Origin of the sequence: Sphingomonas oligophenolica, assembly GCF_039522915.1 — a bacterium.
GTDB lineage: Bacteria > Pseudomonadota > Alphaproteobacteria > Sphingomonadales > Sphingomonadaceae > Sphingomonas > Sphingomonas oligophenolica.
Genome location: NZ_BAAAEH010000030.1, coordinates 1 through 17788, shown reverse-complemented (window position 1 = coordinate 17788; position 17788 = coordinate 1). Strand labels below are relative to the sequence as shown.

The 17788-nt window shown below is 66.1% G+C and carries 18 protein-coding genes and 1 riboswitch; of the genes, 15 read left to right on the top strand and 3 right to left on the bottom strand.

The annotated features are described in order from the left end of the window. The gene (locus tag ABD050_RS14780; RefSeq protein ID WP_343890184.1) at positions 1-1233 is read right to left on the bottom strand and encodes a PQQ-dependent sugar dehydrogenase; all 1233 of its coding nucleotides are present in this window, start codon (positions 1231-1233) and stop codon (positions 1-3) included. Positions 1234-1469: 236 nt separating this feature from the next. Here ABD050_RS14780 and rimP point away from each other — a divergent pair, with 236 nt between their 5' ends. The 15 genes from rimP (at position 1470) to pnp (ending at position 14504) form a co-directional block, all read left to right on the top strand. Then, entirely contained in the window at positions 1470-2033 is a 564-nt protein-coding gene (gene rimP / locus ABD050_RS14775; RefSeq protein WP_343890183.1) for a ribosome maturation protein RimP, read from the top strand. Beyond that, the gene (nusA, locus tag ABD050_RS14770; RefSeq protein WP_343890182.1) at positions 2033-3655 is read left to right on the top strand and encodes a transcription termination factor NusA; all 1623 of its coding nucleotides are present in this window, start codon (positions 2033-2035) and stop codon (positions 3653-3655) included. The genes rimP and nusA overlap by 1 nt, the downstream gene beginning before the upstream one ends. A gap of 6 nt (positions 3656-3661) precedes the next feature. Then, on the top strand, positions 3662-3889 hold the full coding sequence (locus ABD050_RS14765; protein ID WP_343890181.1) for a tautomerase family protein: 228 nt from the start codon (positions 3662-3664) through the stop codon (positions 3887-3889). A gap of 144 nt (positions 3890-4033) precedes the next feature. Beyond that, positions 4034-4759, top strand: coding sequence for a DUF448 domain-containing protein (locus ABD050_RS14760; protein ID WP_343890180.1), 726 nt, complete (start codon positions 4034-4036; stop codon positions 4757-4759). Then, a complete protein-coding gene (gene infB / locus ABD050_RS14755) occupies positions 4760-7423 on the top strand; it encodes a translation initiation factor IF-2 (protein WP_343890179.1) in 2664 nt (887 codons plus the stop codon). It begins immediately after the preceding gene. Position 7424: 1 nt separating this feature from the next. Continuing rightward, a complete protein-coding gene (locus ABD050_RS14750) occupies positions 7425-7826 on the top strand; it encodes a hypothetical protein (RefSeq protein ID WP_343890178.1) in 402 nt (133 codons plus the stop codon). Next, positions 7823-8227: a 30S ribosome-binding factor RbfA gene (gene rbfA / locus ABD050_RS14745; protein ID WP_343890177.1), complete on the top strand. Its 405-nt coding sequence runs from the start codon at positions 7823-7825 to the stop codon at positions 8225-8227. The genes ABD050_RS14750 and rbfA overlap by 4 nt, the downstream gene beginning before the upstream one ends. After that, positions 8190-8549, top strand: coding sequence for an AbrB/MazE/SpoVT family DNA-binding domain-containing protein (locus ABD050_RS14740; RefSeq protein ID WP_343890176.1), 360 nt, complete (start codon positions 8190-8192; stop codon positions 8547-8549). Before rbfA ends, ABD050_RS14740 begins: the two co-directional genes overlap by 38 nt. Next, positions 8546-8935, top strand: coding sequence for a type II toxin-antitoxin system VapC family toxin (locus ABD050_RS14735; protein ID WP_343890234.1), 390 nt, complete (start codon positions 8546-8548; stop codon positions 8933-8935). Before ABD050_RS14740 ends, ABD050_RS14735 begins: the two co-directional genes overlap by 4 nt. Beyond that, complete coding sequence (locus ABD050_RS14730; protein WP_343890175.1) at positions 8935-9516, top strand: thymidine kinase; 582 nt, start codon at positions 8935-8937, stop codon at positions 9514-9516. Before ABD050_RS14735 ends, ABD050_RS14730 begins: the two co-directional genes overlap by 1 nt. Before the next feature lie 38 nt (positions 9517-9554). After that, positions 9555-9926 carry a DUF6491 family protein gene (locus tag ABD050_RS14725; RefSeq protein ID WP_343890174.1) on the top strand — a complete coding sequence of 124 codons (372 nt, stop codon included), beginning with the start codon at positions 9555-9557 and terminating at the stop codon, positions 9924-9926. A 47-nt stretch (positions 9927-9973) separates the two neighbouring features. After that, entirely contained in the window at positions 9974-10657 is a 684-nt protein-coding gene (locus ABD050_RS14720) for a site-2 protease family protein (protein ID WP_343890232.1), read from the top strand. Positions 10658-10664: 7 nt separating this feature from the next. Beyond that, on the top strand, positions 10665-11627 hold the full coding sequence (gene truB / locus ABD050_RS14715) for a tRNA pseudouridine(55) synthase TruB (protein ID WP_343890173.1): 963 nt from the start codon (positions 10665-10667) through the stop codon (positions 11625-11627). A 14-nt stretch (positions 11628-11641) separates the two neighbouring features. After that, on the top strand, positions 11642-11911 hold the full coding sequence (gene rpsO, locus ABD050_RS14710; protein ID WP_343890172.1) for a 30S ribosomal protein S15: 270 nt from the start codon (positions 11642-11644) through the stop codon (positions 11909-11911). 217 nt (positions 11912-12128) lie between these two features. Then, entirely contained in the window at positions 12129-14504 is a 2376-nt protein-coding gene (pnp, locus tag ABD050_RS14705) for a polyribonucleotide nucleotidyltransferase (RefSeq protein ID WP_343890171.1), read from the top strand. A gap of 182 nt (positions 14505-14686) precedes the next feature. On the opposite strand, the gene ABD050_RS14700 is transcribed toward pnp, so the two are convergent. Both ABD050_RS14700 and metE read right to left on the bottom strand, forming a co-directional pair. Beyond that, positions 14687-15073 carry an acyl-CoA thioesterase gene (locus ABD050_RS14700; protein ID WP_343890169.1) on the bottom strand — a complete coding sequence of 129 codons (387 nt, stop codon included), beginning with the start codon at positions 15071-15073 and terminating at the stop codon, positions 14687-14689. Continuing rightward, entirely contained in the window at positions 15063-17366 is a 2304-nt protein-coding gene (gene metE / locus ABD050_RS14695) for a 5-methyltetrahydropteroyltriglutamate--homocysteine S-methyltransferase (RefSeq protein WP_343890168.1), read from the bottom strand. The genes ABD050_RS14700 and metE overlap by 11 nt, the downstream gene beginning before the upstream one ends. Before the next feature lie 123 nt (positions 17367-17489). Next, a riboswitch (cobalamin riboswitch) is annotated at positions 17490-17694 on the bottom strand. Between the last annotated feature and the right edge of the window lie 94 nt (positions 17695-17788).

Here is a 17788-nt window from a genome sequence, read left to right as displayed (position 1 = left end):
TCAGCTCTTCGGCGTCAGCCGCAGGAGTTGGCCTTTCCGGTCCCCGCCGCCCTCCCCGAGCAGCCAGATCGCGCCGTCAGGCGCCTGGGCGATATCGCGGATCCGCATTCCCATTTTCCATTGGTCGCCCGGCGTGGCGGTGTCGCCGTTCAGGCCGACCCTGATCAGCGCCTCGCCCGAGAGCGCTGCGATGAAGGCCGATCCTTTCCAGGCAGGGAACATGGCCCCTGAATAAATGATCATCCCGCCGGGCGAGATCGAGGGGTTCCACCACAGTTTCGGCGCCTCCAGATCGGGGCGGCTGGGGTGATCGGGGATCGGCTGGCCTGAATAATTGTCGCCATTCGAGACGATCGGCCAGCCATAATTCCTGCCCGGCAGGATGAGGTTGAGTTCGTCGCCGCCGCGAGGGCCCATCTCCACCTCCCAGAGCCGCCCGGCCGAGTCGAACGAGAGGCCATAAGGATTGCGGTGGCCGCTCGACCATGTCGCGGCGCGAACGCCGCCGGCCGCGGCCATCGGGTTGCCGGGCGCCGGTTGGCCGTCGAGGGTGAGATGGAGAATCTTGCCGAGCGCCCGATCGGGGTCCTGCGCCGGGGTGAAGCGCTGACGTTCGCCGGAAGACAGGAACAGCGACTTGCCGTCGGGCGCGAACGCGATATTGGCGCCGAACTGCCCGCCCGGGCCGTCCGATCCCGCCCGCCAGATCACCCTGACATCCGAAAGGCTGGTCGCGCCGAGCGTCGCGCTGGCGAGCGCGAGGCTGCTGCCCTGGCTGCGTGGCTCGGAATAGCTGAGATAGATCCGCTTGCTGGCGGCGAAATCGGGCGCGACGGCGACGTCGAGCAGGCCGCCCTGCCCACCCCGCGCCACGCTCGGAACGCCGGCGATCTCGGTAACGCTGCCATTGGTCGCGCGGCGTTTGAGATGGCCGGCCTTTTCGGTCACGAGCAATCCGCCGTCGGGAAGAAAGGCAAGCGCGAAAGGTGTGTTGAACTGGCCGATCGGTGTGATGGTGAAAGGCGGCGCAGTCGGCGCCAGGTTCGCCCGCCCGGTGGTCGCCGGCACGTTCACGATCGAGGGATCGAGCGGGGCGTTCTCGGGAAGCTCCATCGAGATCGGCGGCGTGGTGGTAGGTGTGGACGCATTCTGCGCAGGGCCGGGGGAGGCCGAACAGGCCGCGGCGATCAGTGCCGGCAGGGACAGCAATGTACAGATGGAGAATCGCGTCATTCCGAAGTGCCTCTCTTTATGCGATCCCATAACGCACCCGCCATCGGCCCGCTCCCCCTGGTGCAACAGGATCCGCGCGAAAGAAAGAGAGACGGAGCGTGATTCCAGCCCCCGACTTTGCCCATTGCCCAATGGGATCACCCGCCGTATATCGGCCTCGCATTCTCTACATCGTTATGGGTGAAGAGGTCGGGACCAGTCGGTTCCGGCGGCACAAAGTCATGTTTGGAGTTTGAATGGCGGATATCGCACAGCTGACGCGGATGATCGAACCCGAGGCGAAAGCACTCGGCTTCAATCTCGTGCGCGTGAAGCTGTTCGGCGCCGCCGGTGACATCACCCTGCAGGTGATGGCCGAGCGCCCCGATACCCGCCAGCTGACGATCGACGATTGCGCCGCGCTGTCGCGCCGCATTTCGGACCTGTTCGACGAGAAGGACCCGATCGAGGACGCCTATCGGCTCGAAGTCAGCTCGCCGGGCATCGACCGGCCGCTGACCCGCCTCTCGGATTTCAGCGACTGGGCCGGGCACGAGGCGCGGATCTTCCTCACCGCCCCGGTCGAGGGGCGCAAGCAGCTGACCGGCATCCTCAAGGGCGTCGACGGCGACCGCATCAGCATCGATGTGAAGAAGCATGAAGTGATGACGATCGGCTTCGATCAGGTCGCCGACGCCAAGCTGCTGCTGACCGACGCCCTGATTGCATCCACCCGGCCGCTTTCGACTGAAGGCGCCGACGAATTCGAAGACGAGGCGCTCGAAAGCGCCGACCAGAACCAGAGTGAAGGGCAAGACTGATGGCAACTGCCGTTTCCGCCAACAAGGCAGAATTGATTGCGATCGCGAATGCGGTCGCCACCGAGAAGATGATCGACCGCGCGATCGTGATCGAGGCGATGGAGGACGCGATCCAGCGCGCCGCCCGCTCGCGCTACGGCGCCGAGAACGACATCCGCGCCAAGCTCGACCCGAACACCGGCGACCTTCGCCTGTGGCGCGTCGTCGAGGTGGTCGAGGCAGTCGATGACTATTTCAAGCAGGTGAACCTGAAGGAAGCGCAGAAGCTTCAGCCCGGCGCCGTGGTCGGCGATTATATCGTCGATCCGCTGCCCCCGATCGAGTTCGGCCGCATCGCCGCCCAGGCCGCCAAGCAGGTGATCTTCCAGAAGGTCCGCGACGCCGAGCGCGAGCGCCAATATGAAGAGTTCAAGGACCGGATGGGCGAGATCATCACCGGCGTGGTGAAACGAGTCGAGTTCGGCCATGTCGTGGTCGACCTGGGCCGCGCCGAAGGCGTCATCCGCCGCGACGCGCAGATCCCCCGCGAAGTGGTGCGCGTCAACGACCGCATCCGCTCGCTGATCCTCAATGTGCGCCGCGAGAACCGGGGCCCGCAGATCTTCCTCAGCCGGGCCCATCCCGATTTCATGAAGAAGCTGTTCGCTCAGGAAGTGCCCGAGATTTACGACGGCATCATCGAGATCAAGGCAGCCGCACGCGATCCGGGCAGCCGCGCGAAGATCGGCGTGATCAGCCATGACAGCTCGATCGATCCGGTCGGCGCGTGCGTCGGCATGAAGGGCAGCCGCGTGCAGGCAGTCGTCCAGGAAATGCAGGGCGAGAAGATCGACATCATCCCTTGGTCGCCCGACACCGCGACCTTCGTCGTCAACGCGCTTCAGCCGGCTTCGGTGTCGCGCGTGGTGATCGACGAGGAAGAGGATCGCATCGAGGTCGTCGTGCCCGACGATCAGCTTTCGCTCGCGATCGGCCGCCGCGGCCAGAATGTCCGCCTCGCCAGCCAGCTCACCGGCAAGGCGATCGACATCCTGACCGAGGCCGATGCGTCCGAGAAGCGCCAGAAGGAATTCCTCGAACGCACCGAGATGTTCCAGACCGAGCTCGACGTCGACGAGACGCTCGCCCAGCTGCTGGTCGCCGAGGGCTTCGGCGCGCTTGAGGAAGTCGCCTATGTCGAGGCCAGCGAAATCGCCTCGATCGAAGGGTTCGACGAGGATCTCGCGGCCGAGCTGCAGAACCGCGCGACCGAGGCACTCGAGCGCCGCGAGGAAGCCAATCGCGCCACCCGCCGCGAGCTCGGCGTGTCCGACGATCTCGCCGGCATCCCTTATCTGACCGAGGCGATGCTGGTCACGCTCGGCAAGGCCGGGATCAAGACGCTCGACGATCTCGCTGATCTGGCGACTGACGAGCTGATCCAGAAGAAGCGCCAGGAACCGCGCCGCCGCGCCGAGGATGCGCCCAAGCGCCCCGAGGACAAGGGCGGTGTGCTCGGGGAGTACAACCTCTCCGAAGAACAGGGCAACGAGATCATCATGGCCGCCCGCGCGCACTGGTTCGAGGATGAGGAAGCCCCCGCTTCCGAAGCGCCTGCCGACGCCCCGGCCGAGGAAGCGTAAGCACCCATGCCATTCGTCAGCATCCGGATCGCGGGCACCGCGACGCACGACCAGAAAGCGGGGATCGTCGCTGACGTGACCGCGTCGCTGGTCGCGCGTCTCGGCAAGCCCGCGGGCGCGGTGCAGATCGTGATCGAGGAAGTCTCCACGGAGAATTACGGCGCGGGCGGCCAGCTGATCGCTGATCGCGACGCGCCGAAGAGGGAGGACGCGCATGCGGATCCCTCAGTATGAGGCGCTAGGGCTTCTCCCCATTCTGCCGTCACCCCGGGCCTGTTCCGGGGCCCACGGTGCCGCGCAACTAGCCACAGTTGCCCTTGCGGAACGGTGGATGCCGGAACACGTCCGGTATGACGGTTATACGAGGGGGTTGCCCGCATGACCGCCGCCGACCCCATCCGCCGCTGCATCCTGCTCGGCGACCGCGCGCCGCGCGCCGCCTTGGTGCGCCTCGCGCTGTCGCCCGACGGCCATGTCCTCCCCGATGTCCGCGCCAAGGCGCCCGGGCGCGGGGCATGGATCGGCGTCACCCGCGCCGAGCTCGAGACCGCGATCGCCAAGGGCAGGCTCAAGGGCGCGCTCGCCCGCGCCTTCAAGACCGGGCCGGTGCTGATCCCCGACGACCTGCCCGCGCTGATCGAATCAGCGCTCGAACGCGCGGCGCTCGACCGGCTCGGCCTCGAATCGCGTTCCGGCGGCCTGCTGATCGGCACCGAGCGGATCGAAGCCGCTGCCCGCTCCGGCAAGCTCAGCCTCCTGCTCCACGCCAGCGATGCGGGCGAAGACGGCAACCGCAAGCTCGACCAGGCCTGGCGCGTCGGCAATGACGAAGAAGGCAGCGGCCTCAGGGGCTTGGCGTTGCCCATCTCACGCACCATATTGGCCGTGGCACTAGGCCGCCAGAATGTGGTACATGTCGGCCTGACTGATCCCGATGCAGCGAAGCGGGTGGGCGAAGCGCTCCATCGCTGGCTGCATTTTATCGGCCCTGACCCGAGTACAGCGCCTTGCGAAACGGCCTCGCAGGGCGCAACGCCGTTTGAAACCGAGCCGACGGGCAGTGGCGCGCCCGATACGGACGAAGATGATCTACGAGGAATTTGAGTGAGCGATACCGACAACGAAAAGCCGAAACTGGGCATGCGCGCGCCGCTGGGGCTGAAGCGCACGGTCGAGACGGGCAAGGTGAAGCAGAGCTTCAGCCATGGCCGCTCCAACACCGTGGTCGTGGAAGTGAAGAGCCGGCGTGTCCTGCGGCGCCCCGGCGAGGCCGAAGCGCCCGTGGTGGAGGAGGTACAGGCCCCCGCGCCCGTCGCCGCCCCGGTGCGCGCGCCCGAGCCGCCGCGTCCGGCGCCGGTCTCGCCCGCCAACTCGCTGCTGTCGCGCCAGGAGCTGCAGGCCAAGCTGCTTCGCGAGGCCGACGAGGCGCGTATGAACGCGCTCGAGGAAACCCGCCGTCGCGAGGAGCGCGAGCGCCTCGAGGCAGTCGAGGAGGAGCGCCGCCGCGCCGAGGAAAATCGCCGCGCCGGCGATGCCCCCGATTCAGCCGCGGCACCCGAACAGCCGGCACCAGTCGAAGCAGCGGCCCCCGCTCCCGCGCCCGCGCCTGCCGCCCCCGAACCCGTCGCGCCAGCGCCTCCCCAGCCGGTCAGCGTATCGCTCGATCCGAGCATGCCGGCACCCCGCCGCTTTACCCCGGTCGCGCGCCCGGAACGGCCACGCCCGCCGCCCGCACCGGCCCCGGCACCCGCCGCCGCTCCCGCGCCGACGAGCAGCGCGGCCCCCGCCGGCGCGCCCAAGCGTCCCGGCCCCGGCGCGCCCGTCAATGAGAGCCCCAGCCGTCCGCAGCTTCGCGACCGCAAGGGCGACGATCGCCGGACAGCCGGCAAGCTCACCGTCAACCGAGCGCTCGGCGACGGCGACGGCGCACGCGCGCGCAGCCTCGCAGCCCTCAAGCGGGCGCGCGAGAAGGAACATCGCCGGATGGGTGGCCCGCGCGAAGCGCAGGCCAAGCAGATCCGCGACGTCGTCGTCCCCGAGGCGATCACCGTCCAGGAGCTCGCCAACCGCATGGCGGAAAAGGGCGCCGACCTGGTCAAGGCCCTGTTCAAGATGGGCATGCCCGTCACGATCAACGCAACAATCGACCAGGACACCGCCGAACTGCTGGTCACCGAGTTCGGCCACAACATCACCCGCGTGAGCGATTCGGACATCGATCTCGCGATCGAGACCGAGGACGATACCGATGAAGGCGCGCTGCCGCGTCCCCCGGTCGTCACGATCATGGGCCATGTCGATCACGGCAAGACCAGCCTGCTCGACGCGCTACGCGGCACTGATGTCGTCAAGGGCGAAGCCGGGGGCATCACCCAGCATATCGGCGCCTATCAGGTCACGCTGAAGGACAAGTCGAAGATCACCTTCCTCGATACTCCTGGCCATGAAGCCTTCACCGAGATGCGCGCCCGCGGCGCCAATGTCACTGACATCGTCGTGCTGGTGGTGGCTGCCGATGACGGCCTCAAGCCCCAGACGATCGAGGCGATCAACCACACCAAGGCGGCCGGCGTGCCGATGATCGTTGCGATCAACAAGGTCGACAAGCCCGACGCCAATCCGCAGAAGGTCCGCGAGGCGCTGCTTCAATATGAAGTGGTGGTCGAGGAAATGTCGGGTGACGTGCAGGATGTCGAGGTCTCGGCGCTCAAGAAGACCGGTCTCGACGAGCTGATCGAGAAGATCCAGCTCCAGGCCGAACTGCTCGAGCTGAAGGCCAACCCGAATCGCCCCGCCGAGGGCACCGTGATCGAGGCCAAGCTCGACAAGGGCCGCGGCCCGGTCGCGACGATCCTCGTCAACCGCGGCACCCTGAAGGTCGGCGATATCTTCGTCGTCGGCGCCGAGAGCGGCAAGGTCCGCGCGATGACCAACGACAAGGGCCAGCAGATCAAGGAAGCCGGCCCGGCGATGCCGGTCGAGGTGCTCGGCCTGTCCGGCGTGCCGCGTGCGGGCGATCCGCTGTCGGTGGTCGAGAATGAAGCGCGTGCCCGCGAGGTGGCCGAATATCGCCAGGGCGTGATCACCAGCAAGCGGACCACCTCTGCGCCGGCCAGCCTCGAGAGCATGTTCTCGGCGCTCAAGGACAAGCAGGCGATTGAATATCCGCTCGTCGTCAAGGCCGATACTCAAGGCTCGGTTGAGGCGATCGTCGGCTCGATCAACAAGATCTCGACCAACGACATCAAGGCGCGCGTGCTGCACGCCGGCGTCGGCGGCATCACCGAGAGCGACGTGACGCTCGCCGGGGCATCCGGCGCGCCGATCATCGGCTTCAATGTCCGCGCCAATGCCAAGGCGCGCGAGATCGCCGAACGCCAGAAGGTCGCGCTCAAATATTATGACGTGATCTACGACCTGATCGACGACATCCGCGCCGGCATGGCGGGCGAGCTCGGCCCCGAGGCGTTCGAGACGGTCGTCGGCCGTGCCGAAATCCGCGAGGTCTTCTCGGCCGGCAAGCATGGCCGGGCGGCCGGCCTGCTCGTCACCGAGGGCTTTATCCGCAAGGCACTCAAGGCCCGCATCACGCGCGACGACGTCATCATCTACAATGGCGAGATCGCGTCGCTCCGGCGCTTCAAGGACGATGTGCCCGAGGTTCGGGCAGGTCTGGAGTGCGGCGTTACGTTCGCAAGCCATACCGACATCAAGCCGGGCGACTTCCTCGAAACCTATGAAGTCGAGCTGCGCGAACGGACGCTGTAAGATGGCGGGATTGCGGGTCGGTGCGGCGTTGACCCTTGGGTTGGCGCTGACCGGCTGCGGCGAGCCGACGATCGCGTGGCAACGGGCTCAATCGCCCGACCACCGTTACGTCGCGACCGCCGAATATGATGCGCCGGTGCTGGAGAAGAACGACACTTATGTGTTCCTCCAGTCCGGCCAGCCCTTCTCCCGGAGCGTGGTGTACCGGGCGCATCGGCATGATTGCATCCTGCTCCGATGGACCGGGCCGCGGGCACTGTCGGTCTTTCATCTCGGCGGCCTGCCGCTGACGATGGAGCGGCAATGGAAGCCGTTCTGGGGTGGCGATCCGGTTGCGATCACCTATCGCGACTTCACAATTTCGGGGATGAAAATCCCCGCTGAATGTATGGTGGCGCGATGAGACCAGCTGAAACCCCGGAAACCCGCGCCGTTCGCCTGCTCCGCGTCGGAGAGCAGGTGCGCCATACGCTGAGCGACATCCTCGCGCGCGGCGACGTGCACGACGAGACGCTTGCCAAGCACATGGTGACCGTCACCGAGGTCCGCATGTCGCCCGACCTGCGCCACGCCACGGTGTTCATCAAGCCGCTGCTGGGCAAGGACGAGGCGGCTGTGCTCAAGGCATTGCGCACCAACACGGCCTATCTCCAGCGCGAGACCGCGGCGCGCGTGCAGACGCGCTATGCCGCCAAGCTCAAATTCGTCGCTGACGAGAGCTTCGACGAGGGCAGCCATATCGACAAGCTGCTCAAGGATCCGCACGTTGCGCGCGATCTGGCGCAACCCGACGCCGAAGATTGACATATATGTCGGTAAGACGCATCTTACCGACATGACGGCACAAACTTCCCTGTCGGCAAAAGGCCAGGTGGTCATCCCGAAGGATGTTCGGGATGCCTTGGGGTACAAACCAGGTCAGACCTTCGATGTGGTCAAGACCGACGGAGGTATCCTGCTGCGGCCACTGGCGCGGAAAAGCGGCAGAACGACGGATCAGATCGTGGCTGAAATCCGGGCGCTCTACCAGCATGAAGGGCCACCCGTCACGATCGAGGAAATGAACGCAGCGGTCGATGCGATGTTCGCAGTCGAAGGGGCCGACATGACCCGGGACGATTCCTGATTCGCGCCCTCGATACCAATATCCTGCTGAGACTGTTGACCGGCGACGATGCCGACCAGGCGCGCGTCGCCCGGTCGATCATCGATGAAGATTTCATCGTCACTGCGACGGTATTCATTGAAACGGCCTGGGTGCTTCGCTCGCGCTATGGCTGGAACAGGACCAAGCTCGCGCAAGGCCTTCGCATGGTCATCGATCTGCCGCATGCGGTCAGTGTACCGGACCATGCCGCCTGGGCGATCGACCGGCTGGAAGCAGGCGCTGACTTCGCCGATATGATGCATATCGCAACGGCCGCCGGCGCGACGCGTTTCGCTACCTTCGACCAGGGCGTCGCGAAAAAGGCCGGCGCGGCCGCCCCCCTATCGATCGAGACCCTCGCCTAATGGCCAAGCTCTATTTCTACTATGCCTCGATGAATGCTGGCAAATCGACCACTCTGCTCCAGGCCGATTTCAACTATCGCGAGCGCGGCATGCGCACCTTGCTGTTCACCGCCGCGATCGACGACCGGTTCGCGCCCGGCACGGTTTCCTCGCGGATCGGGCTCGGCGCCGATGCGATCGCCTTCGAGCGCGATACCGATCTCGCCGCCACCGTCCGGCGCGAAGGGGAAGCACCACCAGCCTGCGTGCTGGTCGACGAAGCCCAGTTCCTGACTGCGGACCAGGTCGACCAGCTCGCGCATCTCGCCGATTTCGACGGCATTCCCGTTCTCGCCTACGGCCTGCGCACTGATTTCCAGGGCGAATTGTTCGAAGGCTCGGCGCGATTGCTGGCGATCGCCGATGCGCTGATCGAGATCAAATCTGTCTGCGAATGCGGTCGCAAGGCAACGATGAACCTGCGCGTCGACGCCAGCGGCAATGCGGTACGCGAGGGCGCGCAGACCGAGATCGGCGGCAATGATCGCTATGTGGCGATGTGCCGCCGGCACTTCATCGAGCGTACAGCCGGGGCGCAATAGAAGAACGCTCGACGATGTTTCGAGGAGCAAATCCCGTAATGGTTCGCAGCCTGCTCACCCTCTCCCTGCTGATGCTCGGCGCTGCCGCGACCGCGCAGAAGGCGCCGACGCCACCCGGCACACCCGCGTCGATCCCGTTCGTCGATCATGACGGCATCTATGATTTCGAGGCCGATGGCGATCACGCGGTCTACCTCCAGGATCGCAGCCGGAAATGGTATCACGCGACGCTGATGGGCCCGTGCCTCGGCTTGTCCTTCGCCACCCGAATCGGCGTGAAGACCAGTGGATCGAGCTCACTCGACAAGTTCGGCTCGCTGCTTGTCGATCGCGACGAATGCAAGATCGACGAACTGGTGACGAGCGGCCCGCCGCCGAAGAAAGAGAAGAAGGCGAAGCGGAAAGGCTGAGCCCTGCCGCGCTGGCGCATGGCAGCGCGCATCCCTAGATGCAGACGATGAACAACCCCGTCTATGCCGCCGCGATCTGGATCATCCCGCTCGTCATCGCCATCGTGCTGCACGAGATATCGCATGGCTGGGTGGCCAATGCGCTTGGCGACCCGACCGCGAAAAGGCTCGGGCGGCTTTCGGTCAACCCGATCACCCATATCGATCCGGTCGGCACGCTTCTCGTGCCGCTCGGCCTCGCGATCGCGCATCTGCCGGTGTTCGGCTGGGCCAAGCCGGTGCCGGTCGATTCGACCCAATTGCGCAATCCGCGGCGCGACATGATGATCGTGGCGCTGGCCGGACCGGCGATGAACCTTGTGCTTGCCCTGGTCGGCGCGCTGGGGCTCGCCGCGCTCCACCCGCTTTGGCGCGACGCTGCGCCGACCGGAGTCGCCCTCTTCGTGCTCGGGAATCTGGTCAACTTCATCCAGATCAACGTCTTCCTGGCGGTGTTCAACCTGTTGCCGATCCCGCCCTTCGACGGCGGCCATGTCGTCGAGGGGCTGCTGCCCCGGCCTCTCGCGCTCCATTATGGCCAGATCGCCCGCTATGCGTTCGCGGTGATGCTGTTCCTGCTCGTCATCCTGCCGATGATCGTGCCCGCCGCGAATGTGGTCGAGCGCGTGGTCGGCCCGCCGGTCGATCTGCTCACCAGGTTCTTCTTCCGCCTCGCCGGCCTTCGGGCCTGATCCGTCGATGCATGGCTGGATCATCCTCAACAAGCCGATCGGGCTCGGCTCGACCCAGGGCGTGTCGGCCGTCAAGCGCGCGCTGCGGGCCGGCGGCTACGGCAAATTCAAGGTCGGGCATGGCGGCACGCTCGACCCGCTTGCCTCGGGCGTGCTGCCGATCGCGATCGGCGAGGCGACCAAGCTCGCCGGGCGGATGCTCGACAGCGACAAGGTGTATGACTTCACGATCGCCTTCGGGGTCGAGACCGATACGCTCGATGGCGAAGGCGTTGAGATAGCGCGCTCGGACGTGCGGCCGACGCTTGCCGATATCGAAGCGGTGCTGCCGCGCTTCACCGGCCCGATCGAGCAGGTGCCGCCGGCCTATTCGGCGCTCAAGGTCGATGGCCAGCGGGCTTATGACCGTGCGCGGGCGGGCGAGGAGGTTGTGCTGGCGAGCCGCTCGGTAGTGATCCACCAACTTTCCCTTCGTCACCCCGGACTTGTTCCGGGGTCCATCGCGCCCCAAGCGGCAACGCCTGGGGATGGATGGATGCCGGAACAAGTCCGGCATGACGGTGTGGTTGAAACCATCACCCTCACCGCCGATGTCTCGAAGGGCACCTATATCCGCAGCCTCGCCCGCGACATCGCGCACGCCCTGGGAACGGTCGGCCATGTCACCATGCTCCGCCGCATCAAGGCCGGTCCGTTCACCCTTGCCGACTCGATATCGCTGGACAAACTGGCCGAACTCGGCCATGGGCGCGCCCTTGAAGACAAACTCCTGCCCCTGAGGGCGGGGCTGGACGACATCCCGGCTCTATCCCTCACCCCCGATCAGGCAGGGCTGCTCCGACAGGGGCGGATGTTGATCGGGATCGCCGCAGACGATGGCCTCCACTTTGCGATATCGGACGATGTTCCGGTCGCTCTGGTGGAAGTTCAGGACCGCGAGGTCCGGGTCGTCCGTGGTTTCAACCTCTGATTGAAAGGAAACCGATGTCGATTACGCAAGAGCGCAAGGAAGCGCTCGTCAAGGAACATTCCCGCGCCGAAGGCGATACGGGTTCCCCCGAAGTCCAGGTCGCGATCCTCACTGAGCGCATCCGCAACCTGACCGAGCATTTCAAGGACCACAAGAAGGACAATCATTCGCGCCGCGGGCTGCTGATGATGGTCAACAAGCGTCGGTCGCTGCTCGACTATCTCCGTCACAAGGACGGGGCACGGTACACCGATCTCATCGCGAAGCTCGGCCTTCGCAAGTAACCCGGACGGCGCCTGCGGGCGCCGTTTTCGTGAGATTTCTTGGGCTTTCGCCGAGGCGGAGCCCGGACTGAGTCCCCGCCCATGGCGGGGACATATCGCCACACTGCAATTCGGCAGTTCTGGCTCCGAGGCACGAAAGGCCTCGAACCGCGCGGACCGGCTAAGTCCGCACATAGGCCCCGGCACGCATTGGGCGGCCGGTGTTGAAGGAAATAAAATGTTCGATACGAAAACTGTAAGCATCCAGTGGGGCGGCAAGACCCTCACGCTGGAAACGGGCCGCGTTGCCCGCCAGGCTGACGGCGCCGTGATGGCGACGCTCGGCGAAACCGTCGTTCTCTGCGCGGTCACCGCCGCGCGCTCGGTGAAGGAGGGCCAGGATTTCTTCCCCCTCACCGTCCACTATCAGGAAAAATTCTCGGCTTCGGGCCGCATCCCCGGCGGCTTCTTCAAGCGTGAGCGTGGCGCCACCGAGAAGGAGACTCTGACGAGCCGCCTGATCGATCGCCCGATCCGCCCGCTCTTCCCGGAAGGCTTCTACAACGAGATCAACGTGATCTGCCAGGTTCTCAGCTATGATGGCGAGAACGAGCCTGACGTGCTCGCGATGGTCGCTGCTTCGGCGGCGCTCACCATCTCGGGCGTGCCCTTCATGGGCCCGATCGGCGCAGCGCGCGTCGGTTACATCGACGGCGAATATATCCTGAACCCGACCCTCGAGCAGACGAAGGAAGGCGATCTCGATCTCGTCGTCGCCGCCACCAATGCTGCCGTGATGATGGTCGAGTCCGAAGCCAAGGAGCTCTCGGAAGAGGTCATGCTCGGCGCCGTCCAGTTCGCGCACAAGGCATGCCGCGAGGCAGCCGGCGCGATCATCAGCCTCGCCGAGCAGGCCGCCAAGGAACCTTGGGAAATGGCCGAACAGGCTGATCTCTCGGCCGCCAAGGACAAGCTCAAGAAGCTGATCGGCAAGGACATCGCCGCCGCCTACAAGGTGACCGACAAGTCGAAGCGCTCGAACCTGCTCAACGAAGCCCGCGCCAAGGGCAAGGCAGCGTTCGCCGACGCAGCTCCGCAGGACCAGATGGCAGCCGGCAAGCTGATGAAGAAGCTGGAAGCCGAGATCGTTCGCGGCGCCATCCTCAAGGACGGCCAGCGCATCGACGGCCGCACCACCACCCAGATCCGTCCGATCGAGGCGATGGTGCACTTCCTGCCGCGCACGCACGGCTCGGCTTTGTTCACGCGCGGCGAGACCCAGTCGATCTGCTCGACGACCCTCGGCACGCGCGACAGCGAGCAGATGATCGATGGCCTGACCGGCCTGTCCTACGAGCATTTCATGCTGCACTATAACTTCCCGCCCTATTCGGTCGGTGAAGTCGGCCGCTTCGGCGCGCCGGGCCGTCGTGAAGTCGGCCATGGCAAGCTCGCCTGGCGCGCGCTGCACCCGGTGCTGCCGTCGAAGGAAGAGTTCCCCTACACGATCCGCGTTCTCTCCGACATCACCGAGTCGAACGGCTCGTCGTCGATGGCGACGGTGTGCGGCGGTTCGCTGAGCATGATGGATGCTGGTGTGCCGCTGAAGCGCCCGGTCTCGGGCATCGCGATGGGCCTGATCCTGGAAGGCAAGGATTTCGCCGTCCTGTCCGACATCCTCGGCGACGAGGATCATCTCGGCGACATGGACTTCAAGGTCGCCGGCACGTCCGAGGGCATCACCACGATGCAGATGGACATCAAGATCGCCGGCATCACTGAAGAGATCATGCGCGCAGCATTGGCCCAGGCCAAGGAAGGCCGCGCGCATATCCTCGGCGAAATGGCCAAGGCGCTCGACCACACCCGTGAAGAGCTTTCGGCCCATGCACCGCGCATCGAGACGATCACGATCGACAAGTCGAAGATCCGTGACGTGATCGGCACCGGCGGCAAGGTGATCCGCGAGATCGTCGCCACCACCGGCGCCAAGGTCGACATCGACGACGAGGGCGTGATCAAGGTCAGCTCATCGGATTCGGCGCAGATCGATGCAGCGATCAAGTGGATCAAGGGTCTCGTCGAAGAGGCCGAGGTCGGCAAGATCTATGACGGCAAGGTCGTCAACCTCGTCGATTTCGGTGCGTTCGTGAACTTCATGGGCGGCAAGGACGGTCTCGTCCATGTCTCCGAGATCCGCAACGAGCGGGTCGAGAAGGTCAGCGACGTGCTGAGCGAAGGCCAGGCAGTGAAGGTCAAGGTTCTCGAGATCGATCCGCGCGGCAAGGTTCGCCTGTCGATGCGCGTCGTCGATCAGGAGACCGGCGCCGAGCTGGAAGATACCCGTCCTGCCCGCGAGCCCCGCGAAGGCGGTGACCGCGGCGATCGTGGCCCGCGTCCTCCGCGCCGTGACGGCGATGGCGGCCGTGGCCCGCGTGGCGAAGGCGGCGACCGTGGCCCCCGCGGCCCGCGCCGTGACGGCGACGGCGGCCGTGGCCCGCGTCGCGAAGGCGGCGGTGAGCGCGGTCCGCGCCCCGAGCGTTCGGGCGGCGACAAGGATGAAGGCCCGGCGCCCGAATTCGCGCCCGCCTTCCTGACCGGCGACCGCGACTAAGCGACGCGTCCCTTGGGACAAAGAAGAGGGGCCCGGGAAACCGGGCCCCTTTTTGTTGGTGAAGGATAAGCGATCCCCACCCACCACCGTCACCCCGGACTTGTTCCGGGGTTCACCGTTCCACAAATCGCAAGGCTCGTGGGGGAGTGGATGCCGGAACAAGTCCGGCATGGCGGTAGTGGCTAAATCCCCCGCACCGGCCGCGGCCTCCGGTCCTGCCCGACCGCCACGAACGCGAACACCGCCTGAGTCACCTTGTTCGCCTGGTCCGAATGCCGGTCCCGCGCCCAGGCCTCGACTTCGACCTGCATCGACGTCCGCCCGACCTTGATCAGCCGCGCGAACACCGACACCTCGTCGCCGACGAAGACCGGGCGGTGGAAGGCCATGCCCTCCACCGCGATCGTCACCGCCCGGCCCGCCGCATGACGCGACGCGACCGAGGAGGCGGCGAGGTCCATCTGGCTCATCAGCCAGCCGCCGAAGATGTCGCCATAGACATTGGCGTCGGCCGGCACCGCCGTCACGCGGACGGCGGGCTGCGCATCCGGCATCACCTCAGCCGGCATCATAGGCGCCCCGCACCCGCATCCGCTGCGCCGCCGCGACCATGGCGATCAGCGCCGGGCGGACCTCTTCCCATTTCCGCGTCTTGAGCCCGCAATCGGGATTTACCCAGAGCTGCTCCACCGGCAGCCTCTTGCCCGCCAGGCTGAGCAGTTCGACCATCTCGGCCTCGGCCGGGATGCGCGGCGCGTGGATGTCGTACACGCCCGGCCCGATCTCGTTGGGATAGGCGTAGTCGGCAAAGGCATCGAGCAACTCCATCTGCGACCTGGCTGTCTCGATCGAGATGACATCGGCGTCCATCGCCCCGATCGCGGGCAATATGTCGTTGAACTCGGAATAGCACATATGGGTGTGGATCTGAGTCTCGTCGCGCACGCCCGAGGCCGTCAGCCGGAAGCACTCCACCGCCCAGTCTAGATAGGCCTGCCAGTCGGCGCGCCTGAGCGGCAGGCCCTCGCGCAGCGCTGCCTCGTCGATCTGGATCACCTTCGCGCCGGCGGCTTCGAGATCCAGTACCTCGTCCCGGATCGCCAAAGCGATGGCGCGGCAACTGCGCTCGCGGGGCTGATCGTCGCGCACGAAGGACCAGTTGAGGATCGTCACCGGCCCGGTCAGCATCCCCTTCATCGGCTTGTCCGTCAGCGACTGCGCGTAGCGCCACCACTCGACCGTCATCGCCCTTGGCCGCGCGACATCGCCATAGAGGATCGGCGGACGCACGCAGCGCGAGCCATAGCTCTGCACCCAGGCGCTGCGGGTGAAGGCGAAGCCCCAGAGCTGCTCGCCGAAATATTGCACCATGTCGTTGCGCTCGAACTCGCCGTGCACCAGCACGTCGAGGCCGATCGTCTCCTGCCACGCAACGGCTTCGGCGGTCTCGGCGCGCAGGAACACCTCATAGCCGGCTTCGTCGATCTCGCCGCGGATATAGGCTGCCCGCGCCTTGCGGACCTCGGGCGTCTGCGGGAAGGAACCGATCGTCGTTGTCGGGAAGCTCGGCAGCTTCAGCCGCGCCTGCTGGAGCGGCTTGCGCTCGGCGAAGGGCGGCGCCCGTTTCGCCATGGCGTGGTCGACCGCAGCCAGCCGCGCCGCGACCGCCGGGTTGTGGATCAGCGATGAGGTCTTGCGCGCGTCGACCGCTGCCCGCGCCGCTGCAAGCGGCTCGGCGACGGTTTCCGCGCCGTCGTTCAGCGCCCGCGCCAGCACTGACAATTCGCCGATCTTCTGCACCGCGAAAGCAAGCCATTGCGTCACCTCCGGATCGAGCCCGGTCTCGAGCGCGAGATCTACGGGCGTGTGGAGCAGCGAGCAGGACGGGGCGAGGATCAGGTCGCGTTCGGCGGCGATCGGCCCGATCCGGGCAAGCAACGCGTCGAGATCGGCGCGCCAGACATTGCGCCCGTCGATCACGCCGAGCGACAAGAGCAGGTCGGGCCGCGCCCGCTGCCACACCGCCTCGAGCTGTTCGGGCGCGCGGACCAGATCCACGTGCAGGCCGTGCACCGGCAGGTCGGTCGCCAGTTCCAGATTGTCGCCGAGCGCGCCGAAATAGGTGGCGAGCATCACCTTCGGCCCGTTCACCGAGAGGCGCTTGTACGCCCGCTTCAGCGCGGCGCGCTGGTCCTCGTCGAGATCGAGCACGAGACAAGGCTCGTCGATCTGCACCCAGTCCGCGCCGGCTCGGGCAAGTTGCGCCAGCACTTCCTCATAGACCGGCAGCACCGCATCAAGCAGCGAGAGCGGCTCCACGTCCCTGCCCTTGGCGAGGGTCAGCCAGGTGACCGGACCGAGCAGCACCGGCCTGGTATGATAGCCGAGCGCCCGGGCTTCATTGAACTCGTCGACTGCCTTGCTCGACGATAAGGCGAAGCGCTGCCCCGCGGCCAGCTCGGGCACCATGTAATGATAGTTGGTGTCGAACCATTTGGTCATTTCCTGCGCGGTGCTGTCGACTGCGTGGGAGCACCCCTCGCCATGATCCTGCGCACCCCTGGCCATCGCGAAATAGGTATCGAGCCCGACCTTGCCGCCCGCCCAGCCATAGCGCGCCGGCACCACGCCGAGCATCGCCGAGATATCGAGGACATGGTCGTAGAGCGAGAAGTCGCCGCTTGGCAGCACGTCGGCACCGAGCGCCTTTTGCCGCGCCCAGGCGGCCGCGCGCAGGCCCACCGCGGCGAGCGAGAGGGAGTCGGCGTCCGACTTGCCCGACCAGTAATTCTCGAGCGCGAACTTCAGCTCGCGGCGCGGGCCGATACGGGGGAAACCGAGGGTTGCGACTTGAATGGTCATCGACTTGGCCTTGCGTTGGGCAAGGGTGTCGGCCGGACGCGCGGCAAGGGGCCGACGCCCCTCCCTTACGGGCGACAAGCCGGGGCGCGGTGTTGCACGCGGCCTGACCGGGCACCCCGCCGGAGGACGTTATCTGACGAGGCAGGTCTCCTGGCTCGCGGGTCAGTGCGGCGATCCGGCCTTCCCGGTCCCTTGTCCGGACCAGTGACGCGAAATGGATCGCCGCTCGCCGCTCACAGTTGCGGGGGCAGCGCCGGAATTGCACCGGCTTCCCGTCTTGGCTCCGTCCGGCAGGACCGGACGAAGAACCTCGACAGCGCCAAGGATAGCCTCCCATGGCGCGGCGTCAAGATTCATCTGAACGACTACCGGCTGGCGCCGGTAGGTTCGGTTGGAGTGGCTGAAGCCTTTTCAATTGGGGC